We start from the raw sequence: 24,438 nt of genomic DNA, 5'->3' as shown, positions 1-24,438 counted from the left end.
GCCCTTATTACACTCCTATCTGATCACGTTTTTCTTCACATAAAGGAATCTGGACTTTCCGCTCCCGTCCGTTCAAGACGTGGTAGCCGTATCCCGGCTGCACCTGAGGCTCTTTCCGTTCAAATGGTAACTGGAACAAGCTCTGGTCGGATTTCTTCATCAGAAGTACGGCTTGGCGGATCTGTTTCAACTCGCCAGTCAGCGTATCGAACCCTTTCGTGAATTCTGTCAGGTTGCCGGCTACGACGACGCGTAATCCGAGGTGGCTGTACTGTTTGATGAAGCCAGCGATTTTGCCTTGCAGGACGTTGTCGGTCGTCTGGTTGAAGCGCGACAAGCTGTCGATGACGAGGTAGATGGGGCTGAATTCTGGTCCCGCGCCTCCTCGCTCCATCTCTTTTACAAAAGCACCTTCGCGCTCTTTCAATTCTGCTTCCAACGTCGCCGTCCATTCGGCGATTCGTTCCGACGTATCGAGTCCGATCACGCCTTCTTTTTCCTTATAAGAAAATAGCCCGCGGTCGATGCCGTCGAATACGGCAATCTGCTCGAATGGCGCATCCAGCATCTGCTCAAGCATCACCTTGAGCACGTTCGTCTTGCCGTTGCGGGCTTGTCCGGTGACGAGGCAGTGTTCGGACAGGTCGACCTGGACCGGTGCGACCGAGTCTTCATCCAGTCCGACGGCGATATGCGCAGGCTTCAAGGCGCCGGTGATGTAGTCTTCGACGAACAGCTCGTAATCGAGGCGGGACGGAAGCATTGGAATCGGATCCGGCTTCTTCGTCCCTTCGAACCGTTCTTTTAGCGCATGCACCTGTTTTTTCACCTCGTCCAAGACTTGAGAGTCGCTCTCTCCTTCGGCAGGCAGATACATCTGTGTCAGGTAAGTCGCTTCGTTATGAACGAGCGCGCGCCCTGGTATCGCTTCGAGCTCAAACGGCGTGCGGCCGACGAGCGAATATTTTTCGGTCGGGTCGATCAAATAATGGATGACCTTCGTCTTCAAATTGTTCAAAAGCGGCTGACGGACGGCGTTGACGCGGGTCGCCGAGATGATGATAGTGATGCCGAGCGTCTGCCCGTCGCGCGCCAGCTGGATGAACGGATTCTCTAGCTCGGTCCGCTCTTCTTTGACGAGGTCGAAGTTGTCGACGACTACGGTGATATGTGCAAGCGGCTCCGACGCGAGTTCGTTGTACAAGCTGATGGTACTGACTTCTTCCTCCAGAAAAAGCTGCTTGCGGCGGTCGATTTCCTGTTTGATCATATCGGTGAATTTCTCCATCTTACGGTCATCGTCATAGCGGAAGTAGTCGGCCGTATGCGGCAAGTTCTTCAACGGCAACAATGCGCCGTTTCCGAAGTCGAACACGTAATAGTGCCGCTCTTCCGGACTCTCGGCTTCCGCCATATTGAGCAGGATCGTCATCAGCGTATTGGACTTGCCGTAGCCGGAGGAACCGAAGATGCCGATGTTGCCGTCACGGCCGATATGGTAGCGATACGGCTCTTGCAGTTGACGGTCTGGCTCGTCTTTTTGACCGATGGCGATCGTTTTGTCCCCTTGTTCCGTCGCGGTCCGCTCCATCCGTTCGGCGAGCGGTGGCAGCCACGGACTCGGCAGCCGGTCGATGCTCATCTTCCTTTGCGTACTGGCGATCGCTTCGACGGTCGCATCGATTTCCGTCTTCCTATCGCGGTAGCTCGATTCTTCCGATGCCTCGACGTCGGTGAGCCCGATCAGTCCTAGGTCTGTGACCAAGGAGACCTGATCCTCGCCCTCGTACGTGTCTTCTTGAAGCGGCGCGCCGCTCCAGGCGGACTGGAACAATTCGTACACTTCGTGGTTGCCGACCTGCAAATAACCGCGGCCGGTCGTCTGGATATCGGCAGCGTCACTATTTTTCAAAATTTCCTTACTGTCACTCGCATCCTGGACTTGAAGAGCGATGCGGAAGCGCGAGTTACTCCAAATCTGATCGTCGATGACGCCACCCGGCTTCTGGGTCGCCAAAATTAAGTGGACACCCAGACTACGCCCGATCCGTGCAGCACTGACGAGTTCCGAGATGAAGTCCGGCTCTTCGTTCTTCAGCTCCGCGAATTCATCCGAGATGATGAACAGGTGCGGCATCGGTTCGTCCGCCTCGCCTTCGTTGTAGAGTGCGGTGTAGGCGTTGATGTGATTGACCCGGTAACGGTCGAACAACGTCTGGCGGCGCTTCAATTCGCTTTTGATCGAGGCGAGTGCGCGGGATGAGAAGTTCGCGCTTTCTTCGATGTTCGTAATCGTCCCGAGCAGGTGCGGCACATCCTCGAACGGCTGCGCCATGCCGCCTCCCTTATAGTCGATCAACAAAAAGGCGACTTCATGCGGGTGGTAGTGGACGGCAAGCGACAGGATATACGACTGCAATAGCTCACTTTTACCAGACCCGGTCGTACCTGCTAACAGACCGTGCGGGCCGTGCGCTTTCTCATGCAGGTTGAGTTCGACAACGTCGGTCCGCCCTTTCAAGCCGATCGGTGCGGCGAGCGATTTAGAGGACGAATTGGTCGTCCAGTTCTGCTCGATCGGCAAGTCCTCCGCATCGTGTCCGATCAAGTCGAGGAACGTGACCTTCTCCGGAATCGAATTGCTGATGCCGGTCGCGTGGTTGAGTGAGTGCAGCTTACGGGCAAACGGTTCGTGCGTGTCAGGTTGTTGCGTATCGAGCCGGAACGCCTTGTGGACGGCAAGCCCTTCCTGAATCGACACTTCGCCTTCGGTTTCTGTGATGTACTGGACGAGCGTATGCACTTGGTTCGACAGCATTTCGCGCGTCTCGGCAGCGTACAAGAACGAGACATCGAGTTCCGTCGTGTCCTGCTCGACGTATTCCATGATGACGTGGTCGGCAATCAAGTTCGGGTTCGCAATCACGAAGACGAAATGGGGACGGAAGGATATATTCTCCTTGTCCTCCTCCATGTCGCGGTCGCGGATCATTGAATACAAGGACGGCAGCAATTGATCGCGCGTCTTTTCGTTATAGACCATCGCTTTTGCAAACGAGTTCGGCAGTTGAACATGAGGCAGCCACTTCATCCACTTCCAGGACTCGTAATCCTTTTCATCGAAAATAAGCACGATGCGCAGGTCCTGATAGCTGTGGAAAAAGGCGAGCTGACCGATCAGCTGCTGTATCTGCTTCTGGACGATGCGCTTCTTGCCGACGAGTCCGACCGGATTGCCGGCGAGCCCTGTCGTGAGTGGTACGTCCGGCACGCGACGGTAGACGTTCATGATGCCTTGCGACTGCTCGATCAGGTCGTCGATTTCCCGGTTGGCGAAATCGGCAGATCCGACCGACACTTCATAGGAAGCAGGCAATGTCGCCGTCCCGAGACGCAAGTCGAGAAAGTCCGCGTGCTCCGGCGTCCGCTCCCAGATTCGGTTGCTGACTTGTTCGGTATAGTCTTTCATCTGTTCGAAAGATGGATAATGATATCGGAGCACGTACTGCTGCTTGTCCCGGAGCGCCTGCAGCTGTTCGCGCTTCTCCCTCATGTAGTTCGTATAGACGCGGTGACGCTTCTCCTCGCGTTCCCTCCGCTTCTTTTTCTCCCGGAAGTATTGCATCGTCGAGGTGATCAGCGTCGTCGTGAACATCATGACCGAGATGATGATGAACAGCCCGCGCGGTATGAGCAGCGCGACCGTCCCCATCACGAGCAGCATGACGAGCGGCGGAAGGATGATCAACCAGAGCGAACGGGCGTGGTCATCGCCCTCTTGACCCGGGAAGGAGAACTGCACTTTTTCCTCCGGCAATTCGTACATCATTCGCGGTGTGCGGCGGTAGTCCGGGTACTGCTTCTTCATTTCCGACACCGGCAGTTTCGACGGCGTCAATACGCTCCGGACTTCCTCATGGCTTCCCACCTCGAGCATGTCCTCCTCGACGAAGGTCAGCGTCGTATATGAAAAAAAGACCACGTCTCCCGTTTCGAGCGTCGTCTTCTCTCGGATGCGGCGCCCGTTCACATACAGTGACTCTTCTCTCGGATCGATCATCCAGCGGTTGCCGAGTTTGATCAGGTCGATAGTATGCTCCCCGATCTCCAAGTCCTGGCCTTGTCCTATCGAGAGAGCTGTACGGTCCGCCGTATAGTAAAGGCGTTTTTCAAACGGTTCGGACGGAATAGCGAACGTGACGGGGCCCTCTGTCCACTCGCCGTCCCGGTCTGTTCCGACTTCAAACGAACGGTCGAGCGACGGGAATACGAAGTCATCCGCCGGATTGCTTCCGACCGTCACCTGAAGCTTGTCCGTTTCGCCCGCTAGATACGTATCGTTGTAAAACGCATAAAGTCGAGTCATTGTCATCTCTCCCTACGCTCCTTGTTGATCCTGCTGCTGTTCTTCTTTCACGCGCTCGTATTCTTCGATTTCCGCCTGGATGCGCTCGAGCTGCTTCTCTTTCTCTTCAGGCGACAAATTCGCGCCCTTGACCTCGTCAAGGTGCTGAGTGAGCGAGAGCAGGATCAAGTCCGTGTCCTCCCACGATTTGGCGAGGGTGACGGCTTCCTGGTATTCGCTCCGGCCCATATGGATCCAGTAGCGCAAGTAATCTTCATCCGTTTCGAGATCGATGGTACGATCGGGCTGCCACGACTCCTGTTGGATATATGAACGGGCGAGTTGATAGCTTGAAGTCTGCGACAAGTCCTCTGGCGGATAGTCCGCCAAAGCCTCGATCACGGACTCGTAATCCTGCTGAAGGAACGCTTCGTGACTGTCGAGCAAGGCCGCCTGCTTCGGCTGTACGAAAAAGAAGGCGTAGACGATCACGGCGACGAGCGGTACCGTAAGTGCGATGCTCGCGCGCAGTCGGTTGCGACGCTTCCGCCACTTCGGTTCCGGCTCTTTGACGAGCTCCGCTTCCCTTTTTTCCAGTTCGTCTAAGTGGTTGCGGACGATTTGCTTCAGCGTATCGAAATCCTCTGACAAAAGGACCGCCCTCACTTCCTCATCGACGGACATCGTATCGCGGAATTTCAAATAATAGACGAAGCTCTCCGACAAGTCGATCATCTCAGCCACCGCCGCCTTCAATTCTTCAAAAACACGGGCTGAGTCGGTTTCATATGGAGGCAGACTCTCTTTCACTCCGTAGTGGATGAAATGCGGGGTCATCCCGGCATCGACGAGGATATTTTCCGGACAAATTAGTTGGTTCAGTCTGGAAAATCGGTGCTGCTCCACCACTTTGATGAGCTGATCGGCGAACATCCAGCGGCTGTATTCCGATTTATGCTTCACCGCTGCGTACGGCAGGTAATGGTCCGGAGCCTCGACCGTCAGCTCCACTTCATCTTCCGTCGACGCGATGCTCTTTTTCATGGTTGAATCGATATCGTGCAGAATGTGGATTTCGCGCTCATCCTGCATCCTGAGCCGGGCTTTCTGATAGACGACACGATAGGTACCGTCTTCCCGGCTGATGTCTGCTCCTGTAATCTGTCTGAAGTACGTCGGTTGTGTGTCCACCATGGGTGCCTGCTCCTTTTCTTCTTACAAAATTTCGATCCGGTCGCCTGACGTGACGCCGCCTGATTCAAGCGTATCGGAACCGTTACAGACGATACGCTTGTTGGCAATCTTGACCCAGCCACCGTCACGCGGCTTGTTCGCTACCTCCTGGACTTGGAAAGCGAGGTCGATGAGGCGGCTGATGGTGGTGTGGTCGGACAGACGGAGATCGATTTCGTCTTGGTTGTAGTGTTTCAAATCAACGGTGACTTGGATGTACATGATTCGCAATCCTCCCTTTTCTTAAGCCGACCTCTGCAATCTAACTTCCGCTTACTCCCCTTGCATTTGCTTCAAGTCCTTCCAGAGAAAGACCCAAAGGAAATACAAGGGGAAAAGCATCTCACACGATACTTTTCCCACCTGTCTATCCTTATCCGCGGATTTGACCTGCGATGTTCTGGTCTGTTTCTTCCAGCGTGTTCGCGGAGTTGCTGAGCTGTTGGGACACTTCTGCAAGAAGCGTGGTCATTTTTTCGAAAGATGGGCGAAGCTCTTGGTACTGCGCAGCGAATGCTTCACTGGAGGCACCTTCCCAGATTTCTTGGAGCTGGCCGCTCATGCCATCGAGTCTACCGATCAAATCTTGTACGTTTGCACTCTCGTTATTGTACTGTCTCGCGAATTCTCTTAACTCATCAGGGGTCAGACGGATGTTTCCTGCCATGTTGAATCACTCCTCTTTTCAATTTGGTTTCATAGTACCCTTGGTAAATTTTCCAGTCAACGAATCTCCAAATTTCGGTAAAATCTATCTAGATTCTGCCAAAGGTACCAAATACTTTCCTACTAGACTAGGAAGTAGGATGGATGACGGGGACGGTTGATAGACGACGATTTTCACAGGACTTTATCAGCCTGCAGTATTTGCATCGTTCTGTTCCTTCGTCTGTGCACTCCAGGCCATACTCCTCTGAAAAGTTTTTCATCCCTTGAGGAGAGAACTGGATCCTGCGTCATCGTAAAATACATATTTCGGTAATTACATCCCCCTTCCCACAAAATCCCAAACCTGTTTCTTGGGGCCAGGGACCTCGTCCCAATGAACCAAGAAAGGGACAAGGTCCCTGGCCCTACTCTGGAACGTTATTGTAGTATTGTTTCTTTGTGAATGAGTGGTTGTTCGGCTAGGTCTGAAGCAGAAGGAAATAGTGATTCTGTTCCTGTTCAGAAGTACACGGATCAGGGGGTGAATTGCAGGATGGTGAAGTGGCGGTGGGGTTGCAGAGGTTCATGAAATAAGAGAACGAGTTAGCTTGACTATTAAACTATTAGATTGCTAGTGCTGATCAACCCAAAATTTTCCTAAAATAACTTACGCGCGATTCCAATACTATGAATATTTCGGTAGAGTGAGCACTATTTAGTTAAAAGATTCTTTGGGGCCAGGGACCTTGTCCCGCCCTTGGCGGTGGGACGAGGTCCCTGGCCCCTATACGAGCGCTGCTCCTCGGATGGTGGTGCCTGGTTTGACTTTGGACTGGATGGACGGGTTGGAGGGATAGGTCGTACCGTCGAACCGGAGGCGGGCGAAAAAGTCTTCGATTCCACCACCTGCTACGTAGAAGATCAGATCGCGGTAGCCGTGTGTTTTTTCTTCACTCACGATGACCGGCCTCCGGACGAGGGAGAATCTCGTCAAAGGGACATACTCTCCGTTTTCTTGGCGGAACACTGCGCCACTGCACCCTCCCGTTCCGCAGAAGAACGGTCCCTCCAAGTACACGAATACCTCTTCGATGCCATCGTCATTGAGGTCGACGAAATAGTAAGAGAGGCGTACGTTCTCCTCTGCGAGTTTGAAATCGAACGCTTCTTCTACCGCTTTTTCTAGCTGCTCGTTTTTCTCGTTTTCCTCACATGCATTTTTCAGGTTGGAAAAGTCGATCCCCTTCTGGTTCTCAACAGGCTCATAGGTGCACTTTTCCCTTTGGAACGTTTCAAGCAGTTCCTTTGAAGGATACGGGTGTTTGAATGCCAGAGCCTTCGCGGCAGCATTCGCGGCCCCTTGTTCGTCCCCGATTTTTTGCAGGGCATCGGCTAGGTAGTACCAGTACACGGTTGAATCCACCCGCCTCAACAGTCGCTTGTAGTAAGTTACCACTTTTTGAAAATAGACAGGGTACACATCCCGCGCCGGAATCAGGCGCCCGTCGCACCACCGGTACACTTTCACCTTGTACGCCTTGCCTGTATCGTGTTTCCAAAGCGCGATTTCACAGGTGCTTCCGGGACGGTTCAGCTGGACCACTTCCATGAAACTGTGGTACTGGTTGCGGGCGATGACATCCCGGATTCCTTCTCTCGTCCAATCATACACGCTCAAATCCGACCAGATCGCTGCCACTTGCCAACCTACGATCAACGGACATGTTCTCCCGTTCGTGACAGGTGCGGCACCGAAATACGTCACGCCATATCCTTTTCCTTTGAACGTAGCCGCTACGCACCAAGCATGTCCATAAGGTTTCAATACCGTCACCCAGATCTTTCCCCGCAAGCGGTATGCCCCGACCAACTCGAGAACTCCATCCCCATCCATGTCCACCATCCCTATCGCCTTCGGTCGAGAAGGAATCTGAACTTCTACCACCTCTGCCTCCCGTGGAATATACTGCATCAACGTAGCTACAACCATTCCTTCCATACAAGTACGCCTCCTCTCCTTTTATTATATGTGCGTGGGTCCAGGCACTTGTTTCGTTTTTGGGGACAGGGACCTTGTCCCGCCCTCGGCGGTGGGACGAGGTCCCTGTCCCCAAAGAAAGGTGTTGACTTTTTGTGGAGTCTTCTATATATTTTGCATCAAGGAAACTTTTTGAGCGATCATCAATTTTGTAACACTTTCCCTCCAACGCCATATAGTATCAGAGCCTAAATTTTTTTGTTCTAAAAGTTGGTCTAAGGAAAGATTAGTGTCTGTCCGCAATAATCATGTAATAACGCTAATTATATTCAGATAAGAGGAGGAATTAAGATGCATCATAAAGCCATTTCGATTCAGAACCTCCATGTTTCCTACTATGGGGATGAAGCTGTCCGTGACGTCAGTCTGGCTGTTGAACCGGGAAATCTTGTCGGCATCATTGGTCCGAACGGGGCTGGTAAATCGACGTTTTTGAAAGCGATGCTCGGGTTGATTCCGCGCGATAAAGGCGATGTTGAGATTCTCGGGAAGCCGGTGAAAGAGGTTCGTAAACAGATTGCGTATGTGCCGCAGCGCAATGACATCGATTGGGATTTTCCGATTACGGTGAGAGATGCGGTGCTGCTCGGGACGTATCCGAGGTTGAAGCTGTTCCGCCGCCCGGGAAAAAAAGAGCGCCAGTGGGCGATGGAATGTTTGCGTCGTGTCGGGATGGAAGAGTTCAGTCATCGTCAGATCGGGGAGTTGTCCGGCGGTCAGCAGCAGCGCGTCTTTCTAGCTCGTGCGCTGGCGCAGCAGGCGGAAGTCTTTTTCCTCGATGAGCCGTTTGTCGGGGTCGATGTCTCGAGTGAGGAGACGATCGTGAAGATCCTCAAGGAGCTGTGCTGGCAAGGGAAAACGGTCATCGTCGTCCACCACGACTTGAGCAAGGCGAACGATTATTTCCACCAGCTGATTTTGTTGAATAAGGAATTGATCGGATTCGGCGCGGTAAGTGACGTGTTCCAGACCGATATCATCGCGAAAGCTTACCAGGGGCAATTCGCGTTCATGAAAGAGATGGGGGTATAACAATGGAATTCATCGATGCGGTGCTGCACTATGGATTTTTGCAAAAAGCGCTATTGACCTCAGTGATGGTCGGCATCATCTGTGGCGTCATCGGCTGTTTCATCATCTTGAGAGGGATGTCGCTGATGGGGGATGCGATTTCGCACGCGGTGCTTCCGGGTGTCGCGATTTCGTATATGTTCGGGATCAACTTTTTCTTCGGGGCGGTACTGAGCGGGATTCTGACGGCGGTCGGCATCGGCTTCGTGTCGCAGAACAGCCGGATCAAGCATGATACCTCGATCGGCATCATGTTCACTTCCGCCTTCGCTGCCGGAATCATCGTAATTACGATGTTGAAAAGCAGTACGGACCTCTATCACATTTTGTTCGGAAACGTACTCGCTGTCCGCGCGTCGGATATGTGGATCACGCTCGGCATCTCGCTCGTCGTGCTGATCGCCGTGTACCTTTTTTACAAAGAATTGTTGGTCACGTCGTTCGATGAAACGATGGGCGCCGCATATGGTCTGCCGGTCCGCTTGATCCACTATTTCTTAATGATGCTGCTGACGCTGGTCACGGTCGCTTCCCTTCAGACGGTGGGAATCGTCCTCGTTGTCGCGATGCTGATCACGCCGGCAGCAACGGCTTACCTATTGACGGAGCGCTTATGGGTGATGATTTTCTTGGCAGCGGGACTCGGATCTGTCGCTGCAATTGTCGGGCTGTACTTCAGCTTCACGTACAACTTGGCCTCAGGCGCTACCATCGTCATGGCCGCAACAGCGCTGTTTGTGCTCGCCTTCCTTTTCTCACCGAAACACGGACTGCTATGGAAAACGTTGAAAACACGAAGAAAGAGAGCTTCACTTACTTAAGGAGGAATTAAAATGTTGAAGAAAAAATTTGTACTAATGATGGCAACACTGCTTACACTCGGAATGCTCGCTGCTTGCGGATCGGAGGAAGCGGACGGCAACACGGAGGATGACGGCAAGGTCGAGGTCGTGACGACATACTCGATCGTCTATGACATCGTGAAGAACGTCGGAGGCGACATGGTGGAGATCCACAGCTTGGCCCCGATCGGATCGAACCCGCACGAATACGACCCGCTTCCTGAAGATGTGAAAAAAGCGACCGATGCGGACGCGGTTTTCTATAACGGATTGAATTTGGAAGCCGGCAACGCTTGGTTCGATAAGCTGATGGAAACAGCCGGAAAATCCGGTGAGGACGCGCCTGTTTTCCGTATGAGCGAAGACGTCGAGCCGATGTATCTGACGTCTGAAGGAAATGAAGGAGAAGAAGACCCGCACGCGTGGTTGAACATCGAGAACGGGATCCAATACGCGAAAAACGCCCGCGACGGTTTGATCGAAGTCGATCCTGAGAACAAAGACGTTTACGAGAAAAATGCAGCGGATTACATCGAGAAGTTGCAAAGCTTGCATGAAGAAGCGCTGGCACAGTTCAGCGAAATACCTGAAAAAGAACGCGTACTCGTCACCAGCGAAGGAGCGTTCAAATACTTCAGTAAGGCTTACGGATTCCAAGCCGAGTATATTTGGGAGATCAACCAGGAAAACCAGGGAACACCGGACCAGATCACACGCATCGTCGACATCATCAACGACAAGCACATCACCGGACTTTTCCTTGAAACGAGTATCGACCCACGGAGTATGGAGGCTGTCTCTGGGGAAACCGGCGTACCAATCATGGGCGACGTCTTCACCGACTCCCTCGCCAAACCAGGCAACAACGGCGACACCTACATCACCATGATGGAATCCAACATCCAAACCATCAAAGACGGATTAACGAAATAGCGTATCGGGGACAGGGCATCTGTCCCCTTTTTTGCGTTGAGTTGGGGCACGGGTTGGGACGAGGGCCCGGGCCCCAAAGCACCTCTTTTTCCGCTAACGCATATTCTGCTATAAGAGGTGATGCTAGTGGAATGGCGTTATTATAGAGGAAACGTGACACAAATCAAGGAACTGGACCCGGCGCAAGGCGGTTGCCAGCAGCTGGTATCCGTGGAAGACGGGACTGGGAATCGGGTGGATTTCATGCTGACCGAGGACACGTATTTAATGGATCATCAGTCCGTCAACGTCGGGGATTTCGTGACGGGCTATTACGACGGACTCGCCCCTGTTCCGTTGATCTATCCGCCGCGTTACCGTGCGCTCGTACTCGTGAAGGAAGTGCCGTACCGGTTCGTCAAAGTCGATGATTTCAATGAACAACTCGTGAGCAGCGACGGACGACTCCAACTGAATCTGTCGCCATACACGCAAGTATCGCTCAAGAACGGGCAGGCGTACACGAGCAGTCCAGCGAATCATAGCCTCGTCGTCAGTTACGGTACCTCGACCAAGAGCATCCCCGCTCAAACGACACCATATGGAATTGTCGTGTTGTGCTTTTAGGGCTTTGGGGACTTTGGGGACAGGGTATTTGTCCCATAAAAAAAGGGACAGATACCCTGTCCCCATTAACGCCCTATAACGCCGCCTCCACTTGTTCGATGAAGGTTTGGGCGTCGATCAGTTTTTTGCCTCCGCCTTGGACGAAGTTCGGCTTCCCGCCGCCTTTTCCTTCGATGAGTGGCATCACGGTTCCGGCGACTTCGTTCATATTGCATTCGAGTTCTTGTTCTTTCCCGCTCGCTAAGACGAATTGCAATTGATCGTCCTGTTCGCTGACAAGGATCAAGTAGCAGTACGACGCTTCTTCGACGATCGCTTTTCCGAGCGCCTGCAGTTCTTTCATCGTGCGCCCTTCGTAGGCGCGCGCAATCACTTGGTTCCCTTGCGCCTCTTTCACGACATCGCGTGCTTCATATTGAAGAAGCACTTTCTCAAGTTCCGCGATCCGCTTATCTTTTTCTTTCCCGGCACGGATCAGTTCGCCGACTTCTCCTGCCACTTCCTCTTCCGGCTTCGATACATATTGCTTCACTTCATTCAAGACGCGGTGCTTGTCGCCGAGCTTCTCGAGCACGCGGTTACCGCAGACGAATTCGAGGCGGACCTGCTTCTTGTTTTTCGTCCAGCCGAGGAACTTCACCGCCATCAGTTCTGAAGTGGAATGAGGGTGCGTGCCCCCACATCCGCTGTAATCGACGTCCGGAATCACGACAAGTCGGACATCCCCTTCCACTGAGAGCGGCTTTCGCAACGGATACTCGTTCGCTTCCGCCACCGACACCCACTTCGACTCGATCGGCACGTTGCGGCGGATGATTTCGTTCACCCGCTCCTCCGCTTCTTGCAAAATAGAATCCGAGAGCTCTTCCGTGTCGAGGTCGATCGTCACGGTGTCAGCGCCCAAGTGGAAGCTGGTCGTCGGGAAGTTGTACGTATCGTGAAAAACAGCCGAGATGATATGCTGCCCGCTATGTTGCTGCATATGATCGAAGCGTCGCTTCCAATCGATGCGTCCCTTAACGGATGTGCCTTCTGAAATGGACTCTTTCACGTAGTGACGCACGTCGCCATCTACCTCTTCCACATTGTACACTTCTATCTCGCTCAATGATCCCGTGTCATGCGGCTGTCCTCCACCCGTTGGATAAAAGGCAGTTTCTTCTAGTACTACATAGTCTCGGCCGTCTTCCTGAGCGCTCTCTACGACAACCGATTCAAACTCACTTCTATAAACATCTTCATAAAATAATTTACGCGTCATCTTCCGTACCTCCAATGTTGTTTTGGGGACAGGCACTTTGTCCCATTTATCTAGTTATGGTCTCTTGATGATGATTCCGACTCCACCTTCTTCTATATACCCTGACTGGAGGGACAAAGTGCCTGTCCCCCCGTCCCCGTCCTAAAAAGCGGGACAGAGTCCCTGACCCCAGCGTCCCCTCAGAAAGCTGTCGTGAGGAGGGCGACGGCGATGCCGAGGAAGCCGAGCAGGATACTGTATGGGAGATTTCGTAATACGATTTGGTAGGGGTTCATCCTTAAGGCGACCGATGTGATGGTGACGATCAAGCCGTACGGTGCCGATGGGACGGTCGCGATCGCACTGGTTGCGAGCAGCACCGTCAGCGTCACGGGCGAGAAACTCTCGATCAATAGTCCGCCGACGCCTCCGAAGATCCCCATCGTCGCAATCGGATGGACACCGAGTAACGTCAACACGAGAAACGCCGCTTGGATGAACAACATGATTAACAAAGGACTACCAGCAAGTGCCACAATCGGATCTTGTAAGTAGCTCAAATAAGGCGATGCCGTCAGCGATTCTGTCAGAAACGAAAGCGTCAACAGCAGCACGATGAAGTTACTCAAATGGTTCGTGCTCCGCTTCCACGATGGCCAGCCGATTTTCCAGAAGCTCCGCCGCCTCCCGATTAACAGCGCCCAAACGAGCGCAAACGGTAAGATCGACACGGTTACGGAAAACAGGAAGTCGAGCTCAATCACGTTTCCTAAGAAAACCACTACGCTTAGAAACAGCACCAACGCGAGGATGAACTGGACAAGCTTGCCGGTCGGCTGTCCCCGGTTTACTTTTTCAGAAAAATCGACCTGATGGCGGCGGAACATGAGCTTGCCGATCAGGGAGTCGAACGTGAGGCCGAGGGCGGCGACGAGCAGCATCCACGGCAGCACCTGTATGTAATCGGCTCCTGTGATGAAGATCGACGTCGCGAGCAGCACTTCGAGCGGGCTCCAGAGCAGGGCGAGCGAATAGCCTCGGAGTGTCGCCATCAGGATGAAGCTGTTCTTCACCTTCGTCTGGACGTCCTTCAGCTGTTCGCGGAGCAGGTCCTGTGAAATCGTCGCCGACGACAAGTTCAGAAACGCGGCGAGCGATACCATCGTCATTTCGCTGCGGACATAGAGCGGACCGAGCCCGCTTACGTTGCGACCGAGCAGCGACTGCAGCAACTTGTTGTAGCGTCCTGCCTTCACGGCGCTGTTCATCCACGGCAGCATCGAGACGAGAAACAGGATGCCGACATTGCCCGCAAAGAATCTAGGAATCTCTGCAATCGTGGCATCACTAGATAGGAAGAAAAACGTTCCCGCGATGACCAGGATGATGCCGAGAGTGCGGAATACGCGGTCTGCGCGCGGAAAGCTGATCGCTGTCATGATAATCCCGAGCAGGCCGATGATAGTGAAAAGCACGGTATTCGGCCAGAATACGTGCACGACATTCAATAAAAATACAAACGCATAAAAGATATATAAATGCTGCCTCATACCCACCCCACCTCAAGAAATAATAACGCCATCATATAATAGATTCCCTCCGTTATCCAGAAAGAGAGCTTGGGGACAGGCACTTTGTCCCAGAGCCTGGGACGAAGTGCCTGTCCCCGAACGTCCCCAGTTTCACAGAATATTAGCTCTATTTGTATGGATATGGATTTTGGGTGCGGGTTGCGCTATAATTCAACATTGTGTTCAATTCGTAAAATATAAACTGAACAAACCATACATACAATACAGGAGGAATATTGTGAATAAATTTACACCGATGTATTGGATCGCGATTGCGATCGGCATCATCTTCGTCAGTTGGGGAGCGATTTTCCCCGAGCACCTGCTTAGCACGATGATGACGATAAGAAATGGAATTCTGGATCAATTCGGCTGGTTCTATCAATTGGCCGTTACGTTTATGTTAATTATATCTTTCGTACTTGCCTTCAGTAAGTACGGTAAAGTAAAACTTGGTAAAGAAGGCGACGAACCCGAGTACAGCACGCCGACGTGGTTCGCCATGTTGTTCAGCGCTGGCATGGGTATTACGCTGCTTTTCTACGGGCTATCGGAACCCGTCACGCACTACGCCAACCCGCCAGTGGGCGACGCGCAGACGATCGCATCCGCGAAACAGGGACTGGAGATCAGCTACCTGCACTACGGCTTGCACGCCTGGGTCATTTACGCGATCGTCGCACTCGTGCTCGCGTACTTCAAATTCAAACAAGACCAACCCGGCCTGATGAGTGCGACGCTCATTCCACTATTCGGTAACCGCATGAAAGGCGTTGCCGGATACGTCGTCGACATCATCGCTGTTTTCGCTACTATTTTCGGTGTCGCGATTTCGCTCGGCGTCGGCGCGAAGCAGATCAACAGTGGACTGAACTACTTGTGGAACGTTCCGAACAACTTTTCCGTCCAGCTCGTGATCATGCTCGTCACCGCCGTGCTGTTCATCTATTCCGCAGCAACCGGCTTGTCCAAAGGAATCAAATACTTGAGTAACACGAACCTGATTCTGACTGTGATTCTATTCATCACGTTCTTGTTCCTCGGCCCGACCCAGTTCGTGCTCGAGACCTTTTCTACGACACTCGGAAACTATCTGACCGACTTTGTCCGCATGGGCATGCGCTTCACCCCGTTCCAAGAGGAAAGCAATCAATGGGTGAAAGACTGGACGATCTTCTACTGGGCTTGGTGGATCTCATGGACACCGTTCGTCAGTACGTTCATCGCCCGTGTGTCAAAAGGTAGAACGTTGCGCGAGTTCATCGTCGCCGTAGTCATCGCACCTGCCTTAGTATGTACGCTTTGGTTCGGCGTCTTCGGTGGCACCGGCATCTACTTCGACTTTTTCCAAGGACTTGATGTTGCGGGACAGACGCTTGAATCGTCGTTATTCTTCGTCTTCGATCAGCTACCGTTCAGCGGTCTGCTGTCGTTCATCGCCATCATCCTGATCATGACGTTCTTCATCACATCCGGCGATTCCGCCACGTTCGTGCTCGCCATGCAGACGTCGCGTGGAAGCTTGAACCCGCCGTTCTTTGTAAAATTAAGCTGGGGTGTGATCCTGACAGCGATCGCCATCATCCTCATGTGGGCGGGAGGACTCGACGGTCTGCAAGCCGCCGCGATCATCAGTGGATTCCCACTGACCATCATACTGCTGCTGATGATCGTCAGCCTCCTCAAATCGTTACGCAAAGACGTGACCTGATACGAAGCCAAGCTCCTAATCGAGCTTGGCTTTTTTTGTGGGAAAAAAGTTAATCAGTTACGTCCAGTACGAGCGCGATCGTCTTCTTACCTTGAAAAAGTCCTTGGTTATCATACCAGCGGCCAGTCAGCATCAGCCGGTGAGTTCCGATATTTTCAAAAGGTAATACCCCTTCCCGCAACGTATCCTCTACAAAAATGGAATCGACAAGACGCTTATATTCAAGTTCGTCCACCTCTTCCCCAATCACATCCACTTCGAGAAAACCGCCTGACCTCATGGGGACGGGGGCAATGTCCCGCGTTATATCCAGCACTTCCGCCTTGATAAAATCCGCTTCCTCGGAACATTCCGCACCCCAACATTCCGAAATGACTTCGAAAGGGAGTTGTTCTCCGTCACGCGTCAGCTGAAACGCCGGTTTCTCCTCTAACGGTACGGCTGCTTGCTGATTGGCGATCACGTCGCTGCCCGTCAGTTCGCTCAGCGTGTCCCACTCTACCTCCTGCTCTAATTCTTCTCCGTCCACTTCGTACGTGAAACGGATGTCGATCGCTTGGTCGGTGGGTGTTTCGGGGATTTTCGTTTTCATGATCAGGGTCTGCTTTTCTTCCATTGCATAGCCTTCGATAGCTTGTTTTTCCCCGATCTCTTCCCTATTGGAAATGCCGGTACTCTTCGTCGCTGTCCCTATGTAAAAAGTGGACTGCGCAAGCGCTGGGGGTATGGTCTCTTCTGATATGAGGTCGACCGATTGAAGTGTCGTCCCTTCTGTCCCTTCCCACTCGAGAGAAGTTATGAATATATAGGTTTGACCAGGCTGTAGGTCGAGAGGATATATATTACCTAAAGTGAACTCGGAATCAGGCTCATTGGACCGGCAACCAGTGACGACGAATAAAATTAAAAGTACGAACAATAATTTCCTCACTCTTCTCCCCCTAACTTTGTAGAAACCTATTCCCATTCTTTTTCCATGTGAAACAGAGGGCTTCGGGGACAGAACTTCGGGGACAGGGCATCTGTCCCTCAGGCCGGGACGAAAGCCCGGGCCCCTTGACTTAAGTCAAGGCAGTAGTTTCCGCAGCGAAGTATGATAAGGTTAATCTTATAAAAAAAGGATGATGAATATGTCATTTAGGAAAGTTTCGCAACGGACGGCTGCTTTGGTGGCTGGGATTTCTTTATTGGTGATGACACTAGCTGCTTTTTTCAGTTATGGCTATGTGCATAGTTCGCTTGTGGTCGCAGATGATGTGGCTGGAACGTGGAGTAACATCCAGGCGTCTCTCGGGTTATTCCGCCTCGGGATTGCCGGGTGGGTCGTGATTGTAGTGACAGACCTGCTCGTTTCGTGGGCTTTTTACCGAGTGTTAGAGCCTGTTAATAAACGGATGGCACAGGTGGTAGGAGGACTGCGACTCCTTTACACGCTCATTCTTGCAGTCGCTGTTTTCCAGCTGGCGATGGCGGAAATTCGAGCAACGGATGCTAGTCAGTTGATGGCATCGATTGAATCCTTCGAAGCGACTTGGTCGTTCGGGTTGATCGTCTTCGGGGTGCACCTGGTGATGACAGGACTGACTGCGCTACGTGCTACTTACATTCCAAGAATACTCGGCTGGTTGTTGATTGCAGGCGGTGCCGGGTACACGCTCGTCCACAGCCTGTATCAGTTCTTCCCACAGTGGGATACGACAACAGCCACCATTGAAACCTTTGGAAGCGTTCCGATGATGGCTGGAGAGTTGGCGTTCGGGCTATGGCTGTTGGGGAAGGCGATCAGAGCGAAACGTGCGCTGCCAGCGTCATGGTTGGGGGTTTCCTAACCGCTTCTGGATCCGGCTGAACGACTCCGGAGTGATGCCGAGGTAGCTCGCCAATTGATACTTCGGAACCCGGTCGATCAATCCGGGTCTTTTTTCAAGCAGCGTACGGAACCGCGCTTCGGGCGTCTGGGACATGTAAGTCGCGAACTCATCGTGCATCTCGCCCATGCTGCCTTCGATCATTTTCCTCGTCATCGCTTCGAGGGCCGGATTCTTGTCGTACTGCTCCTGCTCGATGGACAAATCGCCGACCACCAACACGCACTCCTCCAGACAGCCGAGCGAATACTGCGACGTTTTATCCGAAGTATGCTGGTTGAAGATTGTGACGCTCTGTTCTTCGGTATAAAAGTTGACCGTCGTCTCCTTGCCGTCTTCATCGAGTGTGAACTTGCGAATGCATCCTTTCAAAATGAAAAAACACCGATCCGGAACATCGCCTTGATGCAAGAGATGCGTCCCTTTGTCAAAACGCGCCACCTCAACATCCGAGGCGATCCGGTCGAGCTCCGCGTCACTGAGATCCGAGAACTGCTTCATATAACTGATGAGAACATCCTTCATCCGCCGTTCCCCTTTCCACATTTTCTTAACTATACCACACATGGGGTCAGGGACCTTGTCCCGCTTTATCGGGGACCGGGACTCTGTCCCAAGTGGGACGAGGTCCCTGACCCCATCGACCCACATCACGTCAACCTTTGCCCCATACGGCGACGGCGTTTTTTCCGTTTTTCTTGACGCGGTACATCGACTCATCCGCTTTCGAGATCAGGGTTTCAAGGTGTGTGCCGTGATCCGGGTAGATGCTTGCACCGAGGCTGTAGCGGATCGGAATCGGCTCCCCTTTATATAGGTAGGGTTCTGCTGCCGTCACCTGCTTCAAGTGGTGGACGAACCATTGCAACTCGTCCTCTGAGGAGATCGGCATCATCGCGTAGAATTCGTCTCCCCCGACTCTCGCCACCATCCCTTTCGTTCCAATGTTTTCTTTCAAAATACCAGCTATATGGATCAGGAAATCGTCTCCTGTTTGGTGCCCATACGTGTCGTTGATTTTCTTGAAACCATCGAGGTCGAAAATGAGAAAAGCGTGACGCCCCTCTTTATTGGCTAGATCCGCGCTTTCATAGAACCACCTGCGGTTCGGTAACCCCGTCAATGCGTCGTTGTAAGCAAGGTAGCGGATCGTCTCCTCCGCTTCCTTCATCCGCTGGATATCCCGGACGATCAGCATCAAGTACACACGCTGATCGATTAAAAGAAAGTCCCCATCCATCAGAACATACTTCCCTTTTCCTGAAGACGTCTCCAGGCTCGTTTCAAAGTCGGAGAAGTTTTTGCCGGAAACGAACGACTGTCGCAAATGGTCGATGGTCTCTTCTTTGGTCCCCTCACTCAACTGTTCCAAAAAATTCAACCCTTTCGCGCGAGACACTTCCAGCAGTTTTTTCGTCGCGGGGTTGGCGCTTTCGACTTTGAATTTGGCATCGAGCAAGATGATCGCCGATGGATTCAAATCGTACAAAATCGAAAAGCGGTGGCTGTAAGAAGCAAGGAAGTCGAATTTTTTCAACCCGAACCCGAGTGCAATCGTCCAAATCAGTCCTCCGTAAATGTACGGATACGGTGGGATCGATCCTCTCGCTTGGACGTATCCGAAAATGAGATCCCACACGAGGACGAAGCTCGCAATGATGATCAGCATCCGGATGATTTTTTGCTGGACGGAGTGTTTCAACTGGCGATGTACGAAGAACAGCATGACGACAACGAAAAAGTGAAAAATGTTCCCAGCGGTCATTGTAATCAGGTAGGATGCGTTGAACTCCGGATAAATGAACATCCCCACCCGCTCGAACGACGAACTGTTCGTCATATTCGTCTGGAACACAATCGTCAAAAGCCCGATTAAAGCCGGAATGTAAAACACGCCTGGATACAGCACCTTCGGCATTTTCTCTCCCACTTTGGTGATTTTGAAAATGAAGTGGAGAGAAAGCGAAAAGAGAAGCAGCCCTGCGTTGCCGAAAACATACGTTATGAGAAACGGACTGTACGACACGTCCACCAAGTGACGGATGAACTCGGAGAAAAACAGTACCCCATAGCAACCGATGTACCCGCTCAGAAGCAAATGCTCCGTCTTCTTCATGTTCCTGCCTAGCACATCAAGCGCCAGGAAAAACAGGAAACCAGCGGGCAACAGATAAAGAAGGGTATAGATCACGACTTCATACATACACGTCCCCTCCCCCTATTCCGAACAATCTATATACCTATACTTCTACAATTCGACAAAAATCCCTCTTTTTTTCGGGACGTTGGGGCCCGGGCCCTTGTCCCATGCTTTGTGATAGTATGCTGGAGAATTTCGCGAGATTCCCAGCCGGAGCAAGCTTCCTCCCCCGGGGTGGGACAAAGTCCCTGTCCCCACCGCATGTTTACTCTCCGCCCTTTTGGGAATGAGTCTATCAAATAGGAGGAGATGAGATGATTCATAATGAAAGATTCATAGAGGGGTACACCATTCACGCGACGGACGGGGAACTCGGAAAGGTGGATGCGTTTTTATTCGACGATGAGAAGTGGGTCGTCCGCTACCTTGTGGTCGATACGAGAAAATGGTTGTTCGGCCGGAAAGTGCTGATCTCGCCCATTTCGATCCAAGACATCCATCACGAGGAGGAACACATTTCCGTCGACCTTACGAAGGAACAGGTGAAAGACAGCCCCGATATCGACACGGAACAGCCGGTATCCCGCGAGCAGGAAGCGAAGGTGAACATGTTCTTCGACTGGGGGAGCTACTGGGGGGAACCTGGTATTTGGGGTTCAGGCGTCTATCCAGCCGAGCTCGCCCAGCAAGAAGCGATGGAAATGGCGGAAGAAGAAGGACCAGAATCCCATGTACGAAAAACTTCCGAAGTGATCGGGTATGAGGTCGCCGATCGAGACAGCGAGGCTGCAGGGCAGGTAGACAATTTCCTGGTCGATGATGAGACGTGGAAAATCCGCTACGTGCTGATTCGTTTCACGGACGGAGAGGAAGAAAGAATCGTCCCGGTCGAAGCTGAGCGGATCACCGGCATAAGCTGGCCGGATAAAAAAGTTCACGCATCGATTGAGAAAAGCGCGCTTTCGAACGCACCAACCTACAATCCCGAGAACCCTCTAGATGACGACTTCAAGCGGAAGGTGCATGATGCTTTCGCGGGGACAGGGACTATGTCCCAGCAGGATAAGAAATAAAAAGAAGCGTCACCGCGGATGCCGGTGACGCTTCTTCTATCTAGGTGAGACAGATGCCCTGTCCCTACCCGTTCACGAATTAGGGGACATCCCTGCCATCATGGCAGCAAAGGTGATCAGCGAAGCGGTTGCTACTAATAGGATAAGTGCTATTGATGCCAATATTTTATGCTTCTTGAAAGATAGAATGGTTAAGATCGTTGCTAGACCCAAGACTCCCCAAATGACTAGGATTTGCTTCGAACCTGGAAGGAACATCAAGGATCCAAACATTGCAATAGGTACTAGACTTAAAACCAACATATAGATTCCTAGTAACGGATTGTTCTTCTTCAATTCCGCCACCTCTCTTTCCACTTATTTCCCAAAAAACATTTTATAACAGCTGGAGATATTGTCAATATATAGTAAGTGTATAAATCAAAAAAAGCCGCCGTAATCCCGGCGGCTTTTCTTGTGGGGACAGATGCCCTGACCCCATCAACCCATCACTCCTCATATCGCACGTGCAGGAGGATGCCTTGTTCGTAGTTGCCGAATTGGGGGCCGAAGAGGTTCATGCCTCTGGCGTTGACGGCGTCGTCTTTGATGCCTAGTTTGAAAGAGATGTATGGCTGGTCGCCGATGGTGAGGTCGTCGAGCGTCACCGCGTCGGTCACTTTATTGCCATCGATGAAACAGCCGTCCTTCGTCACTTTCCACTGTTTCAACAAACCATATTGCGTATAATTCGTCCTCCACCAACCTGGCGTCAGCATACCGCGCTCGCCGCCGAAGTCACTCGGGGACGTCCATGTACCGACCTCTTCCCCGTTGATCCAAGCGGTTATATCAGACGGCCAGTCCATTTTGTAGTTCGGCGCTTCCGAGCAGACCTCCGCGCTGAACTCGATCTCTTTTGCCTTATACCCGTAAGGAATCCGGTTTGGGAATCGGTACTCGACATACCCGTCCCGGAAAAAGAGGAGCTGCGCTCGCTTCCGCTCCGGTTCATAGAAAGAGCGCGGGTCATCCTGCATGCCGATGTAGCCGTCCTCCGCCACCAGCCCGCAGTTCGGCACCACACGGCAATCGTGGTAATCGCCGATCGGCATGTCGAACTTCAATTCATAATCGTCCGTCCTGCCGTCTTCTGAAAATAGATCCATCACGATCCGGTCGTAGTTGATCGCGCTCACCTTCTGCGTCCCGCGCCCCGGCACGAGTTCGGTCACGATCAATCCGACTTCCTCGAGCTTGTTGACGTGCGACGCCGTCGTCGAAAACGGGAGGCCGAGCTTTTCTTTCAGTTCGTTCACGTTATGTGGTTTTTCACTTAAAATCTTCAACATATCGACTCTCGTCTGGTTCGCTAAGGCCTTGCTGATCGAGAGCATATTGTCAAAAGAAAGTTGCAGACTTTTCATTTCAACACCGCCGTTCTATCTGTCATTTCTCCTTACATTATAGCAGATGTTCCGCTTCGAGCACTCTCTCTGCCTTTTCCCTTCTTCTTTTTGTTAGAAAAGGAAGTTATAAGGCGTCTCTCTTCCTTTTTCCATCTCATAGGGCGTGAAAATGTCCGAGAGAACGTCTCTCTCTGCCCTTTTCTACCGATCCGATCATCCAAAAAGGAAGCTAGCACCCGACTCTCTGCCCTTTCATAGCTTCCCGCGACCGAAAACGGCAGAAAGCCCCCATCCATACAAAAACCCCCTCTCACAACAGAAAGGGGGCCACACCTATTAGTAAGAAGCATTCTCCTGCCACTTACGCTCTTCCAATTTTTCCACAACCTCATTGTACTCATCTTCCGTGTAGCTGTAGAAGTACATTACAATCAGGCGGATCAAGGAGCCGAGCGCCGGAAGCAGGGCGATGACGAAGAACAGCGCGTCCATCGTCGCGACCGTCTGATCCTGGTTCGGCGCGTAGTTGATCCACGTCAGGATGACACCCGTCAGACCGCCTGCGATGGCAACCGACAATTTACCAGTGAACGTTTGGCCAGAGAACGTGACCGCTTCGTTCCGCTTCCCGGTTTTAAGTTCCGTATATTCGATCGTTTCCGCAAGCATCGCTGAGATCAGTGGACCTGTCGCGGTGTATAACAGCATCGTGATCGCGATGAAGACGAACGAGACGAGAACGCTGGAATAACCGACGGAGAACCACACGATCCGGACGGCGATGTCGATAGCGACGATGACCATCAGCAGGTGCTTTTTCTTGAAGCGTTTGGCAAGGCTCGGGATGACGAAGAAGCCGACACAGCTCGCCAGACTGATGATTCCGAAGATCGACATCAGGGAAGCGTTTCCAAGATTGTATGTGAAAAAGAATACATTGAGCGCTTGCGTGATATTCATGAACACGTTACAGAAAAAGACGACGAGCACCGCGAACATCGGCTTGTTGGCACGGACTGCGCGGACGGCGTCCTTGAGCGTCACCTTCACCTTCGGCGGTTTGACGCGTTCTTTCGTATTGCGGAAGCCGTTCAACATGACCGGCAGCGCGAAGGCCATCAACACGACCGTCGCCAATAAGTAACCGCGGCCTTGGTCCCCTTGACCGAGCCACTCCGCAAGCGGCACGAACACGACCGGAGACAATCCGATTCCAGCGAACACGCCCATGTTCGCGAACGTGATCAGCTTCGTACGTTGCTGCGCGTCCTGACTCATAACCGTCGAAAGCGACCAGTACGGCACATCCGACACCGTGTAGATCATGCCCCAGAGGATATACGTTCCGCCGGCGAACAGGATTTTAGCAGTCGGACTCAATCCCTCGAGCGGCAAGAAACAAGCGATCGTAATCAAAGCGATGAAAAACGGCATGTATTTCAAGTAAGGCCGGAACTTTCCGTGCTTCGAGTGGAGCGTATCCATCACCGACGCCATCATCGGATCATTAATCGCATCCCACGTACGCGCGATCAGGAAAATCATACTCGCCGCCGCAGCGGAAATCCCGAGAATGTCTGTGTAGAAAAACAAAATATAAGAGCCGACGAGTCCGAAGCTGATACACTGCCCGAACCCGTAACCGAAATACGATGCAAACTCCTTCTTACTGATATCTTCCCGCTTGTCGACCTCTCGTGACATCATCTTTTTAGCTGTTGCCATCCTCTT

At 52.3% G+C, this 24,438-nt stretch carries 20 protein-coding genes; 7 read left to right on the top strand and 13 right to left on the bottom strand.

The window, feature by feature from the left end; genetic code table 11:
* Nucleotides 1-7: 7 nt before the first annotated feature.
* The 5 genes from essC to E4663_RS00165 all read right to left on the bottom strand — a co-directional run bounded on the left by essC (nucleotide 8) and on the right by E4663_RS00165 (nucleotide 8,225).
* Entirely contained in the window at nucleotides 8-4,366 is a 4,359-nt protein-coding gene (gene essC / locus E4663_RS00185) for a type VII secretion protein EssC (protein WP_241657077.1), read from the bottom strand.
* A 12-nt stretch (nucleotides 4,367-4,378) separates the two neighbouring features.
* Nucleotides 4,379-5,539, bottom strand: coding sequence for a type VII secretion protein EssB (essB, locus tag E4663_RS00180; protein ID WP_135326190.1), 1,161 nt, complete (start codon nucleotides 5,537-5,539; stop codon nucleotides 4,379-4,381).
* Nucleotides 5,540-5,560: 21 nt separating this feature from the next.
* Nucleotides 5,561-5,800: an ESX secretion system protein YukD gene (yukD, locus tag E4663_RS00175; RefSeq protein WP_135326189.1), complete on the bottom strand. Its 240-nt coding sequence runs from the start codon at nucleotides 5,798-5,800 to the stop codon at nucleotides 5,561-5,563.
* Between the two features lie 151 nt (nucleotides 5,801-5,951).
* Complete coding sequence (locus tag E4663_RS00170; RefSeq protein ID WP_079478796.1) at nucleotides 5,952-6,245, bottom strand: WXG100 family type VII secretion target; 294 nt, start codon at nucleotides 6,243-6,245, stop codon at nucleotides 5,952-5,954.
* 765 nt (nucleotides 6,246-7,010) lie between these two features.
* Entirely contained in the window at nucleotides 7,011-8,225 is a 1,215-nt protein-coding gene (locus tag E4663_RS00165; protein WP_135326188.1) for a hypothetical protein, read from the bottom strand.
* A 330-nt stretch (nucleotides 8,226-8,555) separates the two neighbouring features.
* Between E4663_RS00165 and E4663_RS00160 the strand changes: the two genes are divergently transcribed.
* The 4 genes from E4663_RS00160 (at nucleotide 8,556) to E4663_RS00145 (ending at nucleotide 11,716) form a co-directional block, all read left to right on the top strand.
* On the top strand, nucleotides 8,556-9,296 hold the full coding sequence (locus E4663_RS00160) for a metal ABC transporter ATP-binding protein (protein WP_135326187.1): 741 nt from the start codon (nucleotides 8,556-8,558) through the stop codon (nucleotides 9,294-9,296).
* Nucleotides 9,297-9,298: 2 nt separating this feature from the next.
* On the top strand, nucleotides 9,299-10,156 hold the full coding sequence (locus tag E4663_RS00155) for a metal ABC transporter permease (RefSeq protein WP_079478791.1): 858 nt from the start codon (nucleotides 9,299-9,301) through the stop codon (nucleotides 10,154-10,156).
* 12 nt (nucleotides 10,157-10,168) lie between these two features.
* Entirely contained in the window at nucleotides 10,169-11,110 is a 942-nt protein-coding gene (locus tag E4663_RS00150) for a metal ABC transporter substrate-binding protein (protein WP_135326186.1), read from the top strand.
* A 120-nt stretch (nucleotides 11,111-11,230) separates the two neighbouring features.
* On the top strand, nucleotides 11,231-11,716 hold the full coding sequence (locus E4663_RS00145; protein WP_135326185.1) for a hypothetical protein: 486 nt from the start codon (nucleotides 11,231-11,233) through the stop codon (nucleotides 11,714-11,716).
* Nucleotides 11,717-11,789: 73 nt separating this feature from the next.
* On the opposite strand, the gene E4663_RS00140 is transcribed toward E4663_RS00145, so the two are convergent.
* Nucleotides 11,790-12,977, bottom strand: a complete 1,188-nt coding sequence (locus E4663_RS00140) for an alanyl-tRNA editing protein (RefSeq protein WP_135326184.1) — start codon at nucleotides 12,975-12,977, stop codon at nucleotides 11,790-11,792.
* A 179-nt stretch (nucleotides 12,978-13,156) separates the two neighbouring features.
* Nucleotides 13,157-14,506, bottom strand: a complete 1,350-nt coding sequence (locus tag E4663_RS00135; RefSeq protein ID WP_135326183.1) for a hypothetical protein — start codon at nucleotides 14,504-14,506, stop codon at nucleotides 13,157-13,159.
* A 169-nt stretch (nucleotides 14,507-14,675) separates the two neighbouring features.
* Between E4663_RS00135 and E4663_RS00130 the strand changes: the two genes are divergently transcribed.
* Entirely contained in the window at nucleotides 14,676-16,238 is a 1,563-nt protein-coding gene (locus E4663_RS00130; protein ID WP_338323602.1) for a BCCT family transporter, read from the top strand.
* Nucleotides 16,239-16,287: 49 nt separating this feature from the next.
* On the opposite strand, the gene E4663_RS00125 is transcribed toward E4663_RS00130, so the two are convergent.
* Entirely contained in the window at nucleotides 16,288-17,169 is an 882-nt protein-coding gene (locus E4663_RS00125) for a hypothetical protein (RefSeq protein WP_135326182.1), read from the bottom strand.
* 199 nt (nucleotides 17,170-17,368) lie between these two features.
* Here E4663_RS00125 and E4663_RS00120 point away from each other — a divergent pair, with 199 nt between their 5' ends.
* Nucleotides 17,369-18,067, top strand: coding sequence for a DUF4386 domain-containing protein (locus tag E4663_RS00120; protein ID WP_158290365.1), 699 nt, complete (start codon nucleotides 17,369-17,371; stop codon nucleotides 18,065-18,067).
* Here E4663_RS00120 and E4663_RS00115 read toward each other — a convergent pair.
* A complete protein-coding gene (locus tag E4663_RS00115; protein ID WP_135326180.1) occupies nucleotides 18,047-18,631 on the bottom strand; it encodes a Crp/Fnr family transcriptional regulator in 585 nt (194 codons plus the stop codon). The genes E4663_RS00120 and E4663_RS00115 overlap by 21 nt on opposite strands.
* A 130-nt stretch (nucleotides 18,632-18,761) precedes the next feature.
* A complete protein-coding gene (locus E4663_RS00110; protein WP_135326179.1) occupies nucleotides 18,762-20,309 on the bottom strand; it encodes a sensor domain-containing diguanylate cyclase in 1,548 nt (515 codons plus the stop codon).
* Nucleotides 20,310-20,560: 251 nt separating this feature from the next.
* Between E4663_RS00110 and E4663_RS00105 the strand changes: the two genes are divergently transcribed.
* Nucleotides 20,561-21,319 (top strand): PRC-barrel domain-containing protein, encoded by a 759-nt coding sequence (locus E4663_RS00105; RefSeq protein ID WP_135326178.1) that lies wholly within the window; start codon nucleotides 20,561-20,563, stop codon nucleotides 21,317-21,319.
* A 72-nt stretch (nucleotides 21,320-21,391) separates the two neighbouring features.
* Here E4663_RS00105 and E4663_RS00100 read toward each other — a convergent pair whose 3' ends face one another.
* From E4663_RS00100 to E4663_RS00090, 3 genes are all read right to left on the bottom strand, one after another.
* Nucleotides 21,392-21,655, bottom strand: a complete 264-nt coding sequence (locus E4663_RS00100; protein ID WP_135326177.1) for a hypothetical protein — start codon at nucleotides 21,653-21,655, stop codon at nucleotides 21,392-21,394.
* 152 nt (nucleotides 21,656-21,807) lie between these two features.
* Complete coding sequence (locus tag E4663_RS00095; RefSeq protein ID WP_135326176.1) at nucleotides 21,808-22,725, bottom strand: ArsR/SmtB family transcription factor; 918 nt, start codon at nucleotides 22,723-22,725, stop codon at nucleotides 21,808-21,810.
* A 318-nt stretch (nucleotides 22,726-23,043) separates the two neighbouring features.
* The gene (locus E4663_RS00090) at nucleotides 23,044-24,432 is read right to left on the bottom strand and encodes an MFS transporter (RefSeq protein WP_135326175.1); all 1,389 of its coding nucleotides are present in this window, start codon (nucleotides 24,430-24,432) and stop codon (nucleotides 23,044-23,046) included.
* Nucleotides 24,433-24,438: the final 6 nt, after the last annotated feature.

It is taken from the genome of Halobacillus salinus (genome assembly GCF_004684905.1).
In the GTDB taxonomy this organism is placed as follows: domain Bacteria; phylum Bacillota; class Bacilli; order Bacillales; family Halobacillaceae; genus Halobacillus; species Halobacillus salinus.
The sequence above is the reverse complement of the archived record's forward strand: the minus strand, read 5'-3'. Positions and strand labels throughout refer to the sequence as shown.

Coding starts and splice junctions, on each gene's coding strand:
- E4663_RS00105 (WP_135326178.1), top strand. CDS start 20,561: ATGATTCATAATGAAAGATTCATAGAGGGGTACACCATTCACGCGACG.
- E4663_RS00140 (WP_135326184.1), bottom strand. CDS start 12,977: ATGACGCGTAAATTATTTTATGAAGATGTTTATAGAAGTGAGTTTGAA.
- essC (WP_241657077.1), bottom strand. CDS start 4,366: ATGACTCGACTTTATGCGTTTTACAACGATACGTATCTAGCGGGCGAA.
- E4663_RS00165 (WP_135326188.1), bottom strand. CDS start 8,225: ATGGAAGGAATGGTTGTAGCTACGTTGATGCAGTATATTCCACGGGAG.
- E4663_RS00135 (WP_135326183.1), bottom strand. CDS start 14,506: ATGAGGCAGCATTTATATATCTTTTATGCGTTTGTATTTTTATTGAAT.
- E4663_RS00155 (WP_079478791.1), top strand. CDS start 9,299: ATGGAATTCATCGATGCGGTGCTGCACTATGGATTTTTGCAAAAAGCG.
- E4663_RS00095 (WP_135326176.1), bottom strand. CDS start 22,725: ATGAAAAGTCTGCAACTTTCTTTTGACAATATGCTCTCGATCAGCAAG.
- E4663_RS00120 (WP_158290365.1), top strand. CDS start 17,369: ATGTCATTTAGGAAAGTTTCGCAACGGACGGCTGCTTTGGTGGCTGGG.
- E4663_RS00170 (WP_079478796.1), bottom strand. CDS start 6,245: ATGGCAGGAAACATCCGTCTGACCCCTGATGAGTTAAGAGAATTCGCG.
- E4663_RS00115 (WP_135326180.1), bottom strand. CDS start 18,631: ATGAAGGATGTTCTCATCAGTTATATGAAGCAGTTCTCGGATCTCAGT.
- E4663_RS00145 (WP_135326185.1), top strand. CDS start 11,231: ATGCTAGTGGAATGGCGTTATTATAGAGGAAACGTGACACAAATCAAG.
- E4663_RS00110 (WP_135326179.1), bottom strand. CDS start 20,309: ATGTATGAAGTCGTGATCTATACCCTTCTTTATCTGTTGCCCGCTGGT.
- essB (WP_135326190.1), bottom strand. CDS start 5,539: ATGGTGGACACACAACCGACGTACTTCAGACAGATTACAGGAGCAGAC.
- E4663_RS00090 (WP_135326175.1), bottom strand. CDS start 24,432: ATGGCAACAGCTAAAAAGATGATGTCACGAGAGGTCGACAAGCGGGAA.
- E4663_RS00160 (WP_135326187.1), top strand. CDS start 8,556: ATGCATCATAAAGCCATTTCGATTCAGAACCTCCATGTTTCCTACTAT.
- E4663_RS00150 (WP_135326186.1), top strand. CDS start 10,169: ATGTTGAAGAAAAAATTTGTACTAATGATGGCAACACTGCTTACACTC.
- yukD (WP_135326189.1), bottom strand. CDS start 5,800: ATGTACATCCAAGTCACCGTTGATTTGAAACACTACAACCAAGACGAA.